The organism is Brachybacterium sp. Marseille-Q7125, from assembly GCF_023062615.1.
Lineage (GTDB): Bacteria > Actinomycetota > Actinomycetes > Actinomycetales > Dermabacteraceae > Brachybacterium.
In genome coordinates this window covers 1-15,847 of sequence record NZ_JALLAL010000057.1, presented here as the reverse complement: position 1 = coordinate 15,847, position 15,847 = coordinate 1, and the positions used below count along the sequence as shown (strand labels likewise).

13 protein-coding genes are annotated in these 15,847 nt (G+C 71.5%); 7 read left to right on the top strand and 6 right to left on the bottom strand.

All coding sequences use genetic code 11. The annotated features are described in order from the left end of the window. Nucleotides 1–414 precede the first annotated feature (414 nt). A complete protein-coding gene (locus MU407_RS12100; protein ID WP_102236883.1) occupies nucleotides 415–1,224 on the bottom strand; it encodes an NAD(P)-dependent oxidoreductase in 810 nt (269 codons plus the stop codon). A 171-nt stretch (nucleotides 1,225–1,395) separates the two neighbouring features. Here MU407_RS12100 and sbnA point away from each other — a divergent pair, with 171 nt between their 5' ends. Continuing rightward, nucleotides 1,396–2,475: a 2,3-diaminopropionate biosynthesis protein SbnA gene (sbnA, locus tag MU407_RS12095; RefSeq protein WP_246957832.1), complete on the top strand. Its 1,080-nt coding sequence runs from the start codon at nucleotides 1,396–1,398 to the stop codon at nucleotides 2,473–2,475. Continuing rightward, on the top strand, nucleotides 2,468–5,743 hold the full coding sequence (locus MU407_RS12090) for an FAD/NAD(P)-binding protein (RefSeq protein ID WP_246957829.1): 3,276 nt from the start codon (nucleotides 2,468–2,470) through the stop codon (nucleotides 5,741–5,743). The genes sbnA and MU407_RS12090 overlap by 8 nt, the downstream gene beginning before the upstream one ends. Here the strand turns inward: MU407_RS12090 and MU407_RS14515 are convergent. Next, nucleotides 5,649–6,770 (bottom strand): GTP-binding protein, encoded by a 1,122-nt coding sequence (locus MU407_RS14515; RefSeq protein WP_246957827.1) that lies wholly within the window; start codon nucleotides 6,768–6,770, stop codon nucleotides 5,649–5,651. The genes MU407_RS12090 and MU407_RS14515 overlap by 95 nt on opposite strands. Nucleotides 6,771–6,869: 99 nt before the next feature. Between MU407_RS14515 and rpmG the strand changes: the two genes are divergently transcribed. From rpmG to MU407_RS12065, 4 genes are read left to right on the top strand one after another with little or no spacing between them, the layout of a single operon-like run. After that, on the top strand, nucleotides 6,870–7,037 hold the full coding sequence (rpmG, locus tag MU407_RS12080) for a 50S ribosomal protein L33 (protein ID WP_246957825.1): 168 nt from the start codon (nucleotides 6,870–6,872) through the stop codon (nucleotides 7,035–7,037). Then, entirely contained in the window at nucleotides 7,037–7,342 is a 306-nt protein-coding gene (gene rpsN, locus MU407_RS12075) for a 30S ribosomal protein S14 (RefSeq protein WP_102236879.1), read from the top strand. The genes rpmG and rpsN overlap by 1 nt, the downstream gene beginning before the upstream one ends. 57 nt (nucleotides 7,343–7,399) lie before the next feature. After that, entirely contained in the window at nucleotides 7,400–7,648 is a 249-nt protein-coding gene (locus tag MU407_RS12070; protein WP_246957823.1) for a type B 50S ribosomal protein L31, read from the top strand. A 30-nt stretch (nucleotides 7,649–7,678) separates the two neighbouring features. Further along, a complete protein-coding gene (locus MU407_RS12065; protein ID WP_102236877.1) occupies nucleotides 7,679–7,999 on the top strand; it encodes a Fic family protein in 321 nt (106 codons plus the stop codon). Between the two features lie 16 nt (nucleotides 8,000–8,015). On the opposite strand, the gene MU407_RS12060 is transcribed toward MU407_RS12065, so the two are convergent. Genes MU407_RS12060 through MU407_RS12045 form a run of 4 tightly spaced genes read right to left on the bottom strand, consistent with a single transcriptional unit; the run spans nucleotide 8,016 to nucleotide 14,855 of the window. Beyond that, nucleotides 8,016–9,263, bottom strand: a complete 1,248-nt coding sequence (locus MU407_RS12060) for a Wadjet anti-phage system protein JetD domain-containing protein (RefSeq protein WP_246957814.1) — start codon at nucleotides 9,261–9,263, stop codon at nucleotides 8,016–8,018. Further along, nucleotides 9,260–12,625, bottom strand: coding sequence for an SbcC/MukB-like Walker B domain-containing protein (locus MU407_RS12055; protein WP_246957812.1), 3,366 nt, complete (start codon nucleotides 12,623–12,625; stop codon nucleotides 9,260–9,262). The genes MU407_RS12060 and MU407_RS12055 overlap by 4 nt, the downstream gene beginning before the upstream one ends. After that, nucleotides 12,622–13,332 carry a DUF4194 domain-containing protein gene (locus MU407_RS12050; protein ID WP_246957810.1) on the bottom strand — a complete coding sequence of 237 codons (711 nt, stop codon included), beginning with the start codon at nucleotides 13,330–13,332 and terminating at the stop codon, nucleotides 12,622–12,624. Before MU407_RS12050 ends, MU407_RS12055 begins: the two co-directional genes overlap by 4 nt. Further along, complete coding sequence (locus tag MU407_RS12045) at nucleotides 13,329–14,855, bottom strand: DUF3375 domain-containing protein (protein WP_246957808.1); 1,527 nt, start codon at nucleotides 14,853–14,855, stop codon at nucleotides 13,329–13,331. Before MU407_RS12045 ends, MU407_RS12050 begins: the two co-directional genes overlap by 4 nt. Nucleotides 14,856–15,038: 183 nt before the next feature. Here MU407_RS12045 and MU407_RS12040 point away from each other — a divergent pair, with 183 nt between their 5' ends. Next, the gene (locus tag MU407_RS12040) at nucleotides 15,039–15,674 is read left to right on the top strand and encodes a DUF4282 domain-containing protein (protein ID WP_246957806.1); all 636 of its coding nucleotides are present in this window, start codon (nucleotides 15,039–15,041) and stop codon (nucleotides 15,672–15,674) included. Nucleotides 15,675–15,847 lie beyond the last annotated feature (173 nt).

Here is a 15,847-nt window from a genome sequence, read left to right as displayed (position 1 = left end):
CTGTTGTCCATCAATAATTGCCATACAAAATATGGCATCAACAAACAGACACGCTATTGAGATATCAAACAACACGCGCACTCGGAAACCCGAGCCGATCAGGCTCTTCGCTCCGGGGCAACCCCACCAGATTAAGCCAGCCACTCACCGCGAGTCAAACCGATCCGATGTGATCCGAACCGCTTCCCGACTCACGCCCTAGAGAAGCCGACCCCGAACCAGACCCATCGGAACCAACTCTGCGAGCCGCTCCGACGCCCCCGGTTCAGCGGGGCACGAGGAAGAACATTACGGAGAAGTAGTTCTGGTCGTCAAGCCGAGAAGGGGGTTCTGAGGGGTGGTCTCCCCCACATGACCTGCGGCACAGCACGTGGGCCCCATCAGCTGGGCCCTACCCGCAGCTGGGCCCTCCCATCAGCCGGGCCTCCCCGGCTTACCCTCCGCTGCTCTCTCCAGCGTCCACCGTGGCCGCCACCCCAGCAGACGCTCCGCGGCATCATCGGCGATTGTCTCCGGCGCGGCGGTCACCGAGATCGCCTCCCATGTCCTTCCCTTAGTCCGGTCGATCGCCGCGAGCACCGCCGCGGCAAGATCCGTCGGGTGCAGGCCGCACACCACCGTCCCGTCGGCCATGGTGTGGACGGTGGGCGCGTCCTCGGGGCCGTGGAGCGGCCCCACCCAGTGTGGCCACGCCTCCGCAGTGGTGGGGAAGGCCAGGCGCAGCGAGGTGACAGTGATGTCCTGCTCCTGCGCGGTGGGGGCGGGGCCCTCGCAGGCAACCTGCAATGCCAGTTCGGCGACCCGCTTGGACAGTCCATAGATCTCCGTCGCATCGGGCGCTGTGCCCGCCGCGATGGGGTCGATCGCGTAGCGCTCGAAGACGGACAGGGAGCTGATGTGCACGAAGGAGCGCACGCCCAGGATGCGGGCCATTCGCATTGCCAGCAGCACGGAGCCGACGTTCACGGCGATCGCCTGCGCTGTGCCGGGCAGCTGTTCGGCCTCGGAGCCGCGGGGGATCACAGCGGCCAGGTGCACCACCGCATCGGCACCGTCGAGGGCGCTCTCGAGCGCTGCGGGATCATCGGCCTCCCCGACGATCTCCCGCACCCCGGGCAGGGGCGTGGTGGAACGGTCCAGGACGGTGAGCTCGTGCTGGTCCTGCAGGACCCCGATGAGCAGACGCCCGACGCCGCCTTTGCCGCCGATCAGTGTGATGCGCATGCGCGCATCATCGCAGATCGGTACGCGGCTATTGACGGATCGTCCATCCGCGTCCTTTGAGGATCTCAGCGCCAGTTCGCCGGGAGCGCGCCAGCACCTTCCACCCTCTCGGCCGACCAACCGGTCCCTGCCAGCCTAGGCAGGAGCGCCCGCGCGCCGTACGGTCCGAGGGTGAGCTCCCTCTCCGCCGCACCGTCGGCCATTGCATCCCGTCCCGAGACCCCTGCCTGTGCGAGCCTCCCGCCGATCGCGGAGGACATCTCCGCGGCGGTGGGGGCGACGCCGCTGGTGCGCCTGTCGCGCCTGTTCCCCACCTGCCGGGCGCAGCTGTTCGCCAAGCTCGAATCCGTGAACCCCGGGGGCAGCACGAAGGACCGCCCGGCCCTGGCGATGGTGCAGGCGGCGCTGGCCGATGGCACCCTCGCTCCCGGCGGCACCGTGGTGGAGTCCAGCTCCGGGAACCTTGGGGTGGCGCTCGCGCGCACCTGCGCGGTGAGTGGGCTGCGGTTCGTGTGCGTCGTGGACTCCCGCACCAATGCCACGACGATTGCCACGATCCGGGCGCTCGGCGGGCAGGTGGAGGTCGTGGACCAGCCCGATCCGGAGACCGGCGACCTGCTCACCGCCCGGCGGAAGCGGGTGCGCGCCCTGCTCGAAGAGATCCCCGGCGCGGTGAACCTCAACCAGTACGCGAACCCCGCGAACCCGGGAGCGCACCGCAACGGCACGATGGCGGAGATCGCCGCGGCGCTCGAGGGCCGGGTAGATGTGCTGCTGGCGGCCGTGAGCACCACCGGAACGCTCTCCGGCTGCACCGCCTACCTGCGCGAACACGCGATGAGCACCCGCACCGTCGCCGTCGACGCGCAGGGCAGCGCCCTGTTCGACGGCACCCCGGCGCCGCGGCCGCTGCCGGGCTTCGGCGCCGGGATGGTCACCGAACTGTCCCGCAGCGTGCACCCCGATGAGCTGGTGCGGGTGGCGCCCCTGGACGCGGTGGCGGGGGCGCGGCTGCTGGCCCGACGGGAGGGCATCCTGGCCGGCGCCTCGACCGGCGCGATCGTGCACGCCCTGGCGCAGCTGCCCGGCCAGCTCGCCGCCGACGCCCGGGTGGCGCTGATCGTGCATGATTCCGGCGTGCCCTACCTCGAGACCATCTACAGCGATGCCTGGGTGCGCGAGACCCTCGGGGCGAGCCCCGCAGATATCGCCGCCGCGATCACCCGCCTGGAGGAGGCGGCCCGTGCCTGAGCCCTCCACCCGGTGCTCCGCCCCGGGCCGTGATCCTCTGCGCCTGGTCGTGATCGGCGCCGGTCCGAAGGCCCTGTTCGCCCTCGAAGAGTTGCAGGCCCGCCTGGCCGCTGGTGCCGGTCGCGCCCTAGAGGTGGTCGTCGTGGATCCCGGGGAGCATCCGGGCACCGGCGCCGCCTACCGCCCGGATCAGCCGGCGCCGCTGCGGCTGAACGTGGACTGCCGGGTGATCGATGCGCCCGCCAGCAGCACCGCGGCGAGCTTCCCGGCGTGGTGCGCCGAGCATGCGCCGCAGCTGGCCGGGGAGCTGTTCCCGCCGCGTGCCGTCGTAGGCCAGTACCTCGCCGAGCGCTGGTCGCGCCTGTGGTCGGCCCTGGGCGAGCACGCCGACCTCACCCGGGTGCGCACACGCGCCACCGCCATCCAGCCGATCGGCGAGACCTGGTCCGTCCAGCTGGAGGGCGGCGAGGTGATCACGGGGGCCGACGAGGTGCTCGTGGCCACCGGGCATGCCCGCGCACATGAGGGCGCTCTCGCTCGCAGCTGGCAGGGGGCTGTGCCGCTGCGCCCCGCGGTGCTGCCGCCTGAGGAGATGCTCGATCCTGTGCACGTCCCGCCGGGCTCGCGGGTGGCGCTGCGTGGGGCAGCGCTGACCTTCCTGGATGCGGCGCTCATGCTCACCGAGGGCCGCGGCGGCCGCTTCGTCGAGCAGCCGGACGGTGCGCTGCGCCATGAGCGGGGTGCGGCCGAGCCGGCGGTGCTGCTACCCACCGCACGCCGCGGTCTACTGCTGGATGCGAAACCGCAGCCGGACAGCCCCGCCGCGCACGTGCCCGAGCATCTCCTCACCGTCGGGCAGGAGCGCCTGCGCCGCCTGGACCCCGCGGATCCCTGCGTCGTGGAGCAGGTGCTCGCGGTCGTCGTGGACACGGCGCTTACGCTGCTGGATGACCGTGGCGGCCCGGCCTCGCGCGCGGATATTGAGCACACGCTGGCCACCGGCGCGGAGCCGGATCTGCCCATCGGCCCCGGTCAGGCGCTTACGGCGCTGGAGCGCAGTGTGCAGGTGGCCTGTGGGGAGCGTGCCCCGGGACCGGCGTGGGCGCTCGGGCGTGCCTGGGCGCGGCTGTACCCGGCGCTCACCGGGCTGCTGCGCGGCCTGCCTGCTCCGGAGGAGACGTGGCAGCGCTTCCGCGACGCCGCGCAGGTGCTCGAGCGTTTCGCCTTCGGGCCGCCGCTGGCCACCGCACTAAAGCTCCTGGCGATGCATGCCTCCGGGGCCGTGGACCTGGGGCCGCTCGAGGCCGGGACCACGGTCGAGCAGCTCGCCGCTAGCGGCGAGGCTGATGTGGTGGTCGATGCGGTGCTGCCCCCGCCGGGCGTGCAGGGCCTCGACGAGCCGCTGCTGCGCCAGCTCCTGACCGACGGGCTGATCACGGTGCGGCCGGGCCGGCGCGGTGCCATGATCGCCCCGGATGCGAGCGCGCTGCGCGCCGATGGCAGCACCGTGACGGGCCTTGCGCTGCTGGGACGACCGACGGAGGACCATGTGATCGGCCACGACACCCTGAACCGCCACCTGCACCAGGAGCCCGAACGCTGGGCGGAGTGCCTCACCGGGCGCCTGCGCACCACCGATCCGCTGCGGGCTCACTGCCAGGGGATGCCGCCGCTGGATGCCCGGCTGGAGCCGTGGATGCGCGAGCTGCTCGGCGACCCCGAGGCCTGCCGTGACCTGGTGGAGCGCTTCGGCAGCCCGCTGAACGTGCACGAATTCTCCGCCCTGCCCCGCCACGCCGCGGAGCTCACCGAGGCAGCCGACGACGCCGGGGTGGAGCTCGCCGTGTTCGTGGCCCGCAAGGCGAACAAGACCCTGGGCATGGTCGCCGCCGCGCAAGAGGCGGGGCTGGGCCTGGATGTGGGCAGCCTGCGGGAGCTCTCCCAGGCCCTCGAGCACGGCATGCCTGCTCAGCGCATCGTGGTCACCGCGGCGATCAAGCCGCGGCCGCTGCTGGAGCTGGCCCTGGAATGCGGGGCGATGCTGGTGCTCGACAACCTCGATGAGGCCGCCGCGGTGCTGGACATCCTCGCCACCGCGGGGCGTACCGACCGCCCGGGCGCCGCACCGCCGGCGCTCGCTCTGCGCCTGGCGCCCACTCCCGTCGGCCCGGTGCCGCCCACCCGGTTCGGAGAGTCCGCCGCGACCTGGCGGGCGTGGGTGGACTCCCCCGCCGCGCGGGAGGCCGGGGCGCGGATTGCCGGGGTCCACTTCCACCTGCACGGCTATGACGCCGCGGCCCGGGCGCTCGCGATCGGTGAGGCCTGCACGCTCATCGATGCCCTGCGGGAGGCGGGACACGAGCCGACCTTCGTGGACATGGGCGGCGGGATCCCCATATCCTACCTCGATGACCAGCAGCAATGGGAGGCCTCCGAGCGTGCGGTGCGCACCGCGCAGGGCCCGGACCCCGCGGACTGGATCACCTGGGAGGGGGCACCGCTCACCCAGCACTACCCCTACCACCAGGCCCCCGTGCGCGGGGACTGGCTGCGCGGGCTGCTCGCTTCCCCCGCGAGTGTCGATGAGGCCGACGGGGCTGCCCGGGCCGATAAGGCTGCCCGGGCCGCCGAAGCTGACGGAGCTGACGGGGCTGCCCGGGCCGATGGAGTTGCCGGGTCTGTGCCCACCGCCGCGGAGGCCCTGCGCTCACGCGGGCTGCGCCTGGCCTGCGAGCCGGGCCGCTCGCTGCTGGACGGCTGCGGGATGACCCTGACGCGCGTCATTCAGCGCACCTCCACCAGTCACGGCGCGGCCCTCGTGGGCGTGGAGATGAACCGCACCCAGTGCCGCTCCACCTCCGATGACTTCCTGGTGGACCCGCTGCTGGTGCGCACCGGCACCCAGAGCGGGGAGCCGATGGACGCCTTCGTCGTGGGGGCCTACTGCATCGAGGCGGAGCTGATCCTGCGGCGCCGTCTGCACTTCCCCAGCGGGGTGGCCGTCGGGGACATCCTCGCGCTGCCGAACACCGCGGGGTACCTCATGCACATTCTGGAAAGCGCCTCCCACCAGCTCCCACTGGCCTCCAATGTGGTCCGACGGGAGGGCGGTTTCGTGCGCGATGGGATCGATGCGATCGCGCCCCAGCGCCCCTGGGAGGAGGAGCCGCAGATCAGGCCGCCGACTCCCGCTCCCCGAGCCACGGGGCGAGCCGATCCTCGCAGCCCAGCCACGGCGCCAGCCCGTCGGCCCATTCCTCCTCGGTGAGCAGGGCGCGCCCGAAAGCGGTGCGCACCCGCTCGCGGTCCTCGGGGTGGATGCCGGTGACGACCAGGCGCGTGGTGGGCAGGTCATCGCGGGTGCGCCACACGGCGCCGACGGCGACCTGTCCCCCGGCGCCGTCCCACTGGCAGATGCTGTCCGGGCGGTCGGGGACCCAGAAGCGGCCGCGGCCGCGCAGGTGTCCGGCGCCGATCGCCTCGATCTGCTCGAGCAGGCGATCGGGGTGGAAGGGCCGCTCGGAGATGAGATCCAGGGTCCAGGTGCCGTGCCCGGTGGGGCCGCCGTAGGGCTCGACATAGCGCACGTCACGCCGACGCAGCGCCAGCATGTGGTCCAGGCGTCCACTCAGCAGCATCCGCGCATCCAGGGCATAGATCCCCTCGATGAGCTGCTGCTCGGGGGCGCGCAGATGCTCGATGAGCTCCGCACCGGCGCCAGCCCCGTCGCCCTCGAGCACCACGGTGGGCGCGTATTCGAGCTGGGCGGCGAGTGCCTCGCCCACGGCCCGATGGTCCTCGGCGAGCCACTGCAGCCCGCGCTCGGCGAGGGTGTCATCGCCCAGCAGGTCGTGGATCACGGTCTCGGTATCGAGCACCACGGCGGCATCGGCCAGGTGCCAGCCGTCCTCATGGGCGCGCAGGGAGCCGCAGACGGTGGCCGGCTCAGCGGACAGCGGCGGGGCCAGCAGGATCGCAGCGATGCCGGGCGTGCGGGCGAGGCGCTCGAGGGTGGGCACGGCGTCCTCGCGCATGGCGCAGGAGTGGCAGGGGTGGTCGAGGTCCACCAGCTCGTCCTCGAGGACACCCCGGGAGCTGACGATCAGGCGGCGCAGTGCGGCAGAGTCGGCGACGAGCTCGTAGCGCAAGGCCACGGCATCCTGGGCATCCAGCAGCAGGCTCGCGATGAGGGCGTCGCGCAGCACGGGGTCCACCGCGGAGATCACCGCGACGGGGACGCTGCGCCCCCCGTCGGCGGCCGGGTGGGCGCGATCGGGCTGGGACTGCTGGGGCACGGACAACTCCTCCGCTTGACGATAACGGTTCTCAGTAGCTAATCTCAGCGGTCGTCTCGCGCGGCTGTCAAGTCCGCGCTCCCGCATCGGAAGGAACCCATGGCCCGCAAGAATGAGGTCCGCGCGCAGGTCGCGCTGCGCTCGAGCGCCGGAACCGGCACCGTGTACCGCACCACCAAGAACCGCCGCAACACCCCCGATCGCCTGGTGCTGCGCAAGTACGACCCGAAGATTCGGGCTGTCGTCGAGTTCAAGGAGTCCCGCTGATGGCCAAGACCTCGAAGATCGCCGCCGACGCCCGCCGCCGACGCACCGTTGCCCGCTACGCCGAGCAGCGCGCTGAGCTCAAGCGCACCATCAAGAGCCCCGACAGCTCCCTCGCGGAGAAGATCCAGGCCCAGCGTGCCCTGCAGCGCCTGCCACGCGACGCGAGCCCCACCCGGCTGCGCAACCGCGATGCGATCGACGGCCGCCCCCGCGGTCACCTGCGCCGTTTCGGCCTGTCCCGCGTCCGGCTGCGCGAGCTCGCCCACCGCGGCGAGCTGCCCGGCGTGACCAAGTCCAGCTGGTAAGCCCCGCTCACCGCCCCGGCTGGTAAGCCCCGCTCGCCGCCCCGAAGGAGAACCCCGATGAAGCCCGGCATCCACCCCGAGTACCGCCCCGTCGTCTTCCGCGACAAGGGCGCGAACCACGCCTTCCTCACTCGCTCCACCCGCACCTCGGATCAGACCATCGAGTGGGAGGACGGCAACACCTACCCGATGATCGACGTGGAGGTCTCCTCCGCTTCGCACCCCTTCTACACCGGCCGCGCCACCGTGCTGGACACCGCTGGTCGGGTGGAGAAGTTCCGCCGCCGCTACGGCCAGAAGGGCTGACCCCGGGGCGGGGAGGACGAGCAGATCTCCGTGGACCGCACGTGGATCGCGGTCAAGGGGTACTCCGATGCGACGACGTACCTGCAGGTGCTCGCCGCCCGCAAGGCCCGGCTCGATGAGTCGACGCTGCTCGCGCTGCATTTCATGGTGCAGGGGTACGACCTCTCCCGCAGCCCCGGCCGATACCGGGACGGTGAGGTGTTCGTCCATGACGACGATGCCCGTCGGACAGTGCACGTCGGCCCGCCCGCGGAGCAGGTGCCCGACCTGATGGAGGAGTTCACCGCACGGTTCACCGCTCCACGGGCCGACGGGACGCCGCCGCTGGCCGACGCAGCGATGACGTCGTAGACGCTGGTGCCGATCCCTACCGTGCCGTGCGGCTCGGTGAGGAGATTCCGACGTCGGCGACCGCGTGAGGTCCCCGGGAAGCAAGGCTCTCGCGCAGCGTCTCCACCGCATAGCTGAGCTCGATGCGCTCCTGCTCGAGCCGCAGCCCGTCGGCCTGCAGCCGCTGGTACATCTCCTGCTCCCCCTCCGTGAGCGAGGGCAGCTCCGCCATGGGCGGCGGGGGGCTCGTCACCGCCAGCTCCGCATACCGCGCGAAGGTCTCCGCGTCCATGAGGATGCTCGTGACGGCGGGATGGTGGGCGCGGGCGCGGTGGAGTATCCGGAAACCGTCCGCATCCAGATCACCCCAGTACAGCACCGGTGCACGCTGGACCCACGGCACCTCGAGCACGCTCGCCACCGCGTATCCGGCCCCGGAGAGCGCGACGGTGCCGGGCAGGTCCGGGAGCACCTGCACCGTCTCGGAGTTCTCGCAGATCAGCACGATACGCGGACTGAGCTCCAGCTCAGCGAGGAACGCGGCGTCCACGCGGCTGGCGCGCGGCATGCGCGGGCCTGAAGCAGCGCCGCGCAGCGCAGGATCGAGCACCAGCACATCGTGGAACGAAGGCTCCGCGGCGAGCCCCAGGTCCTGATCGACCGCTGTCGCCTCGCCCTGCGCCGCGGCGACCAGGGCGCGGACCACGGCGCGATGCGCCTGCAGCCATTTGGTGTGCATCCCCGGCAGCGGCACCTGGCGGATCCGCAGACCCGAGGCCGGATGGGCGAGTACCCACACGGCCGCCCGCAGACACAGCTCCGCATCGACCCGCCCCATGCCGAGCCAGCGACTGCGCTGCGCGACGATCGCCCGCGCCAGAGCCTCCCGCAGCTCCCCTGCCGGTCGGTCCGACGCGCCCGTGAGCAGCACCAGCGCCCGCTGTACCCAGTGGCTGAACTGCGTGAACTGCTCATGCACAGCAGGCCCCGCGGCGCGGGTGAGCTGCTCGGCGCCGGCGATCTCCCAGCGGTGCGGCAGCTCCTGCGCCCCCAGGTGCGCCCAGGCCACGCGGCGCCAGATGACCGCATCGCGCAGCACCGCGGGTGCGCTGCTCCACTGCTCCACCCAGCGCTGCACCGCCGCGGGATCCGCGAGCACCTGCGGCTGCGTCGGCGGGTGCAGGGGAAGGGAGACCGCAGCCGCCGACGGGTCCGCAAGCCATGCCGCCATCGACCGCTCCCAGCGAGTGCGCAGCAGGTCACGCACCTCCTGCACGGACCTCACGACCCCGCCTCCGGGCTCTCTTCTCCCGAGGACAGGAACGTCGCTGCCGCGAAGGTGGAGCAGTCCCGGGAGTTCTTACTGACCACGGCCGCGCCGCCCACATACGCCTCGATGGTCTGCAGCATCTTCAGCGGCGTCGCGAGCAGCAGCTGGAAGCCGAAAGAGCGGAAGACCTCCAGGCCAGCGCGCGTGAAATGCACATCGGTCTTGTCGAAGGCCTCATCGAGGACCACCAGGCCGTAGGGCGGCAAGCCCTCCGCGGAGTCGGTCAGCTGGTAGCGCAGCGATGCCGCGAGGCAGAAGGTAACCAGGCGCTGGCGCTGCCCCCCGGAGCGGCCCCCCGCATCGGAATACAGGTCCAGGACGGTCCCGCTCTCATCGAGCTCCTGCGCCACGAACTCCACATGCTGACGGGTATCCAGCACCCGTCGGCGCCACGACACATCCGCGGTCTCCGCGGAGCCGAGGCGCCGCAGCAGCGCATCCATCCCGGCGAACCGCGCCTCCGCCCGCTCGATCGAGTCCTCTTGCCCGAACGCCCCCTCCGTGATCGAGGTCAGCTCGGCGAGGAACTGCACCACCTCCTGGGTGTGGCGCTGCCGCGCCACCAGGCGCAGCCAGGTGCGGCGCTCGGTGTCGAACTGGCTCTGTCGCAGCGAGGCATTCACCGGGTCCAGCCGCTGGTGAACATCCCGGATGGCCTGCGCGATCACGGCCCGCAGCTGGCCGATGTTGTTCTGCGACTGAGTGCGCAGCAGCTCCCGGAACCGCTGCTCGAAATCCGGCAGCCGGTCACGTTCCAGCCGCTCCAGCACCGCCAGGAAATCCTCGGTCGCCGCGATGTCATCGACGAGGTTCACCGAGCGTTCCGCCCAGCGGCGCAGGTACTCGGCCCGGGCCGCCGCGAGGGTGCTCTCCGCGGCGCGCCGCGCCCGCTCGGCGGCGTTCAGCTCCTCTCCCAGCCCCCGCTCGAGCGGCAGCATCGCCTCGGCGAGGGACCGACGGGTCAGAGCGCTACGGCGGGTCCCGCGGACCCGGCGATCCAGGGCCTCGAACACCTCCGGCTCGAGCTCCACGCCCTCCAGGTGGGTGCGCGCGGTGCGCAGGTCCCCGCGGGCCTCCGCGACCTCCTCGCGCAGGCGCCGCAGTGCATCGCGCGCCGCCGCGGAAACCTCCGTGGCCTCGCGATACTCCTGGTCAGCCCGCTGCTGGGCTGCATTCAGCTGGGCAAGGTCGGTGGAGGCCAGCAGGCGCTCGCGCTGTTCCCGCAGTCGCGTGAGGCGAGCTGTCGCCCCCACGTGGTCCACGTCCTCCCAGGTCTGCTCGCCCAGGCGTTCGAGGTCCCGTCGGCGCTGTTCAAACTGCCGCTCCTGCTGGGCGACCTCCCCCACATGGGCCTGGTGGCGCTCGACCGCGCGCTTCGCGACCTGGAGCTGCTCGCGCAGGCGCTCGCGCCGCGCGGTGTTATCGGTGCCGATCACCCAGCGGGACCAGTCATCAATCCGATGCCGGTCGTCCTTGACGTGGTGATCGCGGTTCTTGATCTGACCGGCGCGAGAGAGGGATCGTTCGTGGCGGGCGAGCTGAGGGGCGTCCTCCACCAGGACGTGCGGGAAGCCCGTGGTGAGCCGATGCTGTAGCCACGCTTGGTGCGGGCCCTGTGCGAGCTGCAGGACGCTGAGCACCGTGCGCTCCTGCGGCGCGTCGGGGGCGAGGGTGCCGCTGGGCTCCCGCATCCGCTCGTAGGCGATGCGCTGCCGCCAGTCGCGGCCGTCCACGGCGGCAGCGACCTGGGGGTACAGCCGCTCCGGGACCAGGATCGTGGTGGCGAGTCCGCGCAGCAGGCGCTCCACTGCGCCGCGCCAGGACGCCTCGCGCACATCCATGAGCTCTCCGGCGAAGGGCAGCTCCCAGGTGTGCACGCCGATACTCTCGGCGATCTGGTCACGGGCGGCCACCAGGTGGGAGGGCAGGTTGGAGCGTCGTGTGTTGAGCGAGCGGATCTCGTGCTCGAGCTCGGTGCGGTGGGCGACGGCGTCGCGCTGGGCCACCAGCAGCTCTCCGGAGGATTCGCGCAGCCGCTCCCGTTCGGCATCCAGGCGTTCGATCTCCCGTTGGGCCTGCGCCTGGATCTTCGCGAAATCCTCAGCGTTCGTGGGTTCGTCCGCCTCCAGCCGCTCCCGTACCGGGGCGAGGTAGCGCGTCTGCGCCTCCACGGCGTTCAGACGCTGCTCAGCCAGCTCGATCTCCCGCTCCGCTGCACTGAGCTCCCCGCCTCCATGCGCCGCGAGCGCCTGATCGGCCAAGCGCAGGGCCTGGCGGGCATCGGCCTCCGCCTGCTGCGCGGCCTCGCTCTCATGCTCGGCGGCCTGCAGCGCGACCTGTGTGTCCTCCAGATCCCGCTGCGCTAGGCGCTGCAGGACTGTGTATCGGAACGGTTCAGTGCACTCGCGCAAATGCTGGATCTCATCACGCTGCCCAGTGGCGCGGGCATGCTCGGCCCAGGCCTCTCGCTGCGGCAGCAGGACATTCACCTGCTGGCGGGCATCGACCACGGTGGCGTGCGCATCCTGCAGCGCCCGGAACTGCTCGACGGCCTGCTCGGCCAGGGAGAAGGTGCCGGGCTCCTCCAGCATGAAGCTGCGCAGCAGGTCATTCAGGGAGGTGAGGGATTTCGCGGACTGGGTGCGGTGCAGCAGGCGCTGGGCCGCCTCAGAGCCGATGCCCGTCAGTCGGCGCAGCGCCACCCCGAAGGTCGTGTACGAATCAGACGCCACCTGCGGCGAGAGGGCTCGCTTGAGCCGTCGGCGATCGATCCCGGAGGTGGACAGCTCCAGCACCTCGTTCAGCTCCACCGCCCGGTCGAACAGCAGGAAGGCCGAGCGCAGGTCCGCTGCCGCGGTGCCGCGGCCGGGCACATGCATCACCCGGATCGCGGTGAGCGCGCCGCCAGTTCCGTTCTCGAAGGTCAGGGCGATGCCGGAGACCGTGGTGGACGGGCGGAGGTACCCGGCGCGCATCTCCCCGGTGTCCTCATCGGACTCCTTGCGATACGCGCCGCGGACGTAGCTGAGCGGCGTCCGGTCGCGGTCCCCCGCGCCGCCGTCCTGGGCCGCGGCGTTGAACCGCACCTCCCCGGGTTTCATGAGCACGGCGCTGATCGCATCCAGTACCGAGGACTTGCCGGAGCCGGATTCGCCAGTCAGCAGCAGGCCCTCACGCGGCACTGCGAGGTCATGGCCTTTGTCGAAGGTGCCCCAGTTGTGCAGCTGGATGCGGGCAAGGCGCATCTGTCCGGGCGCGACGGGTGACTCCTGCGGCGCCGAGCCTTTGCGGGCAGTGGGGGTGGGGCTCGGGGTCATGCGGTCTCCTCCTCCACCTCGGTGAGCGCGGGCTGGGTCCCGTCGGCCGCTGCCTCGCGCAGCCGCTGGTATTCCTGTTCGATCCCCGTGATCTCTTCCGCGGTGAGCACGAGGGCGAGCACCGAAGAGATCTCCCAGCGGTCCGCGGTATCCGTGTCCACCAGCAGCGACCATTTGCGCATCCGCTCCAGGCTGGCGGCCAGGCGTTTGGCGAACTGCGCCTCATCGTGCCCGGAGGAGGTGAGGTAGGCGCTCATGTGCGCGGCGATTTCGTCGCGGCCCACCACGGCGCGTTCCTGCTGGGCGGTGGCCTGCAGCAGCAGGTGGCGCAGGTGCAGCAGCAGGGCGGAGTCGATGAAGCTCAGCGGGGCGGTGCGCAGCACCGAAGGGACGGGCTGATCGAAGTCGGGGTCCGGGCGCAGGTTCCGGGTGAAGGCCACCTCGGAGTCGGCGTCGATCTCGAGTTGCAGCAGCAGATCCCCCAGGTGGGCGCGGATCACGTCGGTGTGGGCGAGCAGCGTGGCCCACAGCACCGAGTCACGCCGCTGGGAGAGGTAGGGCCCGCGCAGCAGGGCCACCAGGGTGCGTCGGACATTCAGCGGCAGGGTTCCGGGATCCCCCTCCCACAGGGTGACGCGGCCGACGGGGGCAGTCTCCTCGGGGGCGATATCCAGGTCCTCGACGGTGTCGGGGCTCTCGGGGGTCATGTCAGCTCCTTCGCGAGGCCGGGGACGGCAGCGGAGATCGGGCGGGTGAAGCGCAGGGCGGTGATCACGGCGCTGCGGCGCTGCCCGGGGGCCTCGGGGAGATCCCATGCGACCCGTTCGGTCGCCGGGGCCGGGTCTTCGTCCGCGTCGGCGGTCTCGTCGGTGACCGGTTCGCCGTGGCGCTGGGCCAGCAGCAGCAGTCCGACGATCGAGGCGAGGCCCTGGGTGGCCGGATGGACGGAAAGCACCTCCCCGATGGTGGCCGTATCGCGCCAGGCCAGGACGTCATCCACGGCGTCGGTGAGCTCGGCGAGGTCGATCTCCGATTCGCGGACCACTTCGCGCAGGTGCTCCAGATCCAGCGGTTCGGCGTCCGCGGCGGAGAGGTCATCATCGGCGGTGACCTCCGCCGGGGACAGCAGGCGCAGCTGGCCGACGGAGCGCGGCGTGAAGGTGGACAGGGTGAGTCCCACGCCGATCCGATGATGAGGGCGCACGAAGGGGGCGAGCTCGAGGCTGAGGCGCTGGGGCCGGCGCAGCACGTCGCCGAGCGCCCGGTACTGCTCGAACTGACGGGAGCGCACGAATTCTCGCAGTGAGCGGGAGAGGTCGATCATCGCGTGGCGCACCTGGTGGGATTCCTGCTGCAGGCGCCCCAGGTAGTTCTGCAGGAAGCGGATCTTCGCCGCCCCCAGGTGGCTCGCGAAATCGCGGGTGGCCAGGGCGTCTGCGGCCGCGTGGTAGCGCTGTTCGAGCACCGGGGAGATGAGCATCGAGTGGAAGGCGGCGAAGGAACGCCCGGCCTCGGAGTCCTCCACCGCGTCCACGCCGAGGAACAGCTGGTCGAGGATTTCGCCCTGTGGACCGTCGTGTTCGATGAGCTCCAGCCGCAGCGAGCGGTGCAGGCGCTCGAACTCGGCCCGCACGCGCGCGAAGTCGGAGGGGACATCGAGTGCCAGGGCGTAGAGCTCCTCTGCGGCCTCGACCGCCTGGGAGATGGGCAGTGGGGAAGCGCCGTGCTCCTGCAGGGTGCGGATCTGCTGGGCAATGCGCTCCTGCTGCTCCTGCAGCGCGGTGATGCGCCGGCCGGCGTCGGGGTCCGTCTCCTGCGCGAGCTGCAGCAGCCGGTCAGTGAGCAGGCTCAGGCGGGAGCGGGTGACCGCTTCGCGCGGGGAGGCGAGGTCGGCGAGGAAGCGGATGGCCTGGTGCGCCGATTCGGTCAGGGAGAACAGCTCGGTGCGCTCCTGCTGGGCAGCCCGCCGGGTCAGGTACCCCTGCTCCACCCAGGTCTTGCAGTACTGCTGGGCGCTGCGCGGCAGATCCTGGCCATGGAAGCGCAGCTCATCAAGATCCGCGTCCAGCAACTCGTACAGCTCTGCGGCGGTACGGCTGCGCTCGTCCTGCCCCAGGTGGGTCTCGAGCAGCGCAAGGGTGATGGGGGCGTTGTCGGCGCGCAGCAGGGCGAGCACCGGTGCGTCATCGAACAGCTCCAGCTGCTCCAGGGCGCGGCCCGCACCGCTCATCGCGCCCCCTTTCGGCAGGTTCGTCCGGTCTTGAGCGTCCGGCCCAGCGTACTGGGGGCGTCCGACAGTCGGTGGTCCTCACTACGATAGCGGCCAGGGGAGATCACTCCACACCCATCTCGTCCCCATCGGCACCCGTCCCGGGAGACGGCGCCGATGCCGATGTTCCAAAGGAGCCTGTTCATGACTGAGCCGTACGAGAACCAGCCGCCGACCAGCGCGAATCCTGTTCCCTCGGAGCAGCCGACGAGCGCGCAGCCCGCGCAGCAGTCACACGCGGGGCAGCCCGCGCAGTCCGCGCCCGCCTACTCCGCATACGGGCAGTCCGCTCCGTCGGCGCCCTCCGCGCCTGCGCAGCCCGCAGTGGGGTCCACCTCCCAGCCCGCCCCCGGCGCGGCGAGCGGCACCACCGCCGACACCGGCACTGCCGCTGCTGGGAGCGCCACCGGCACCCCCAGCAGCACCAACACCGACTCCGACCCGAACATGCTCCAGGCGCTGTTCGACTTCAAGTTCAAGCACTTCGTGTCCCTGAAGTACGCGAGCGTGCTGTACATCGTGGCGATCATCGTGGCGCTGCTGATCTGGGCGGCGCAGGTGGTCGGCTCCCTGATGTTCGGCGCGATGCTGGGGGCATTGAACTCCTCCTGGTACGGCGAGCCCTCGTTCAACGCGATTCCGCTGCTGATCGCACTGCTGCTGGGCTGGATCCCGTCGGTGGTGGCACTGATCGGCATGCGCCTGGCGATCGAGTTCTCCGTGGCCTCCGCCCGCACCGCCCAGAACACCACCGCGATCCTGGAGCACCTGCGCCGCTGACGCCGGTGCGAGGCTGACGCCGGACGGCGAGGCTCAGACGGGGCGGCGAGGCTGACGCCGGGGGCGGCCACCCGCCCATCGGCACCACAAATGTGAGGTCTGGTGGCATGTTTCTGCGGAACATGCCACCAGACCTCACATTTGCGTGGGGGTGGGGCCGGAGGGGTCCGGCG

Excerpts from the sequence above, each read along its gene's own strand:
- MU407_RS12055 (WP_246957812.1), bottom strand. The coding sequence starts at position 12,625 with ATGACCCCGAGCCCCACCCCCACTGCCCGCAAAGGCTCGGCGCCGCAG.
- rpmG (WP_246957825.1), top strand. The coding sequence starts at position 6,870 with ATGGCCCGCAAGAATGAGGTCCGCGCGCAGGTCGCGCTGCGCTCGAGC.
- MU407_RS12045 (WP_246957808.1), bottom strand. The coding sequence starts at position 14,855 with ATGAGCGGTGCGGGCCGCGCCCTGGAGCAGCTGGAGCTGTTCGATGAC.
- rpsN (WP_102236879.1), top strand. The coding sequence starts at position 7,037 with ATGGCCAAGACCTCGAAGATCGCCGCCGACGCCCGCCGCCGACGCACC.
- MU407_RS12040 (WP_246957806.1), top strand. The coding sequence starts at position 15,039 with ATGACTGAGCCGTACGAGAACCAGCCGCCGACCAGCGCGAATCCTGTT.
- MU407_RS12070 (WP_246957823.1), top strand. The coding sequence starts at position 7,400 with ATGAAGCCCGGCATCCACCCCGAGTACCGCCCCGTCGTCTTCCGCGAC.
- MU407_RS12050 (WP_246957810.1), bottom strand. The coding sequence starts at position 13,332 with ATGACCCCCGAGAGCCCCGACACCGTCGAGGACCTGGATATCGCCCCC.
- MU407_RS12100 (WP_102236883.1), bottom strand. The coding sequence starts at position 1,224 with ATGCGCATCACACTGATCGGCGGCAAAGGCGGCGTCGGGCGTCTGCTC.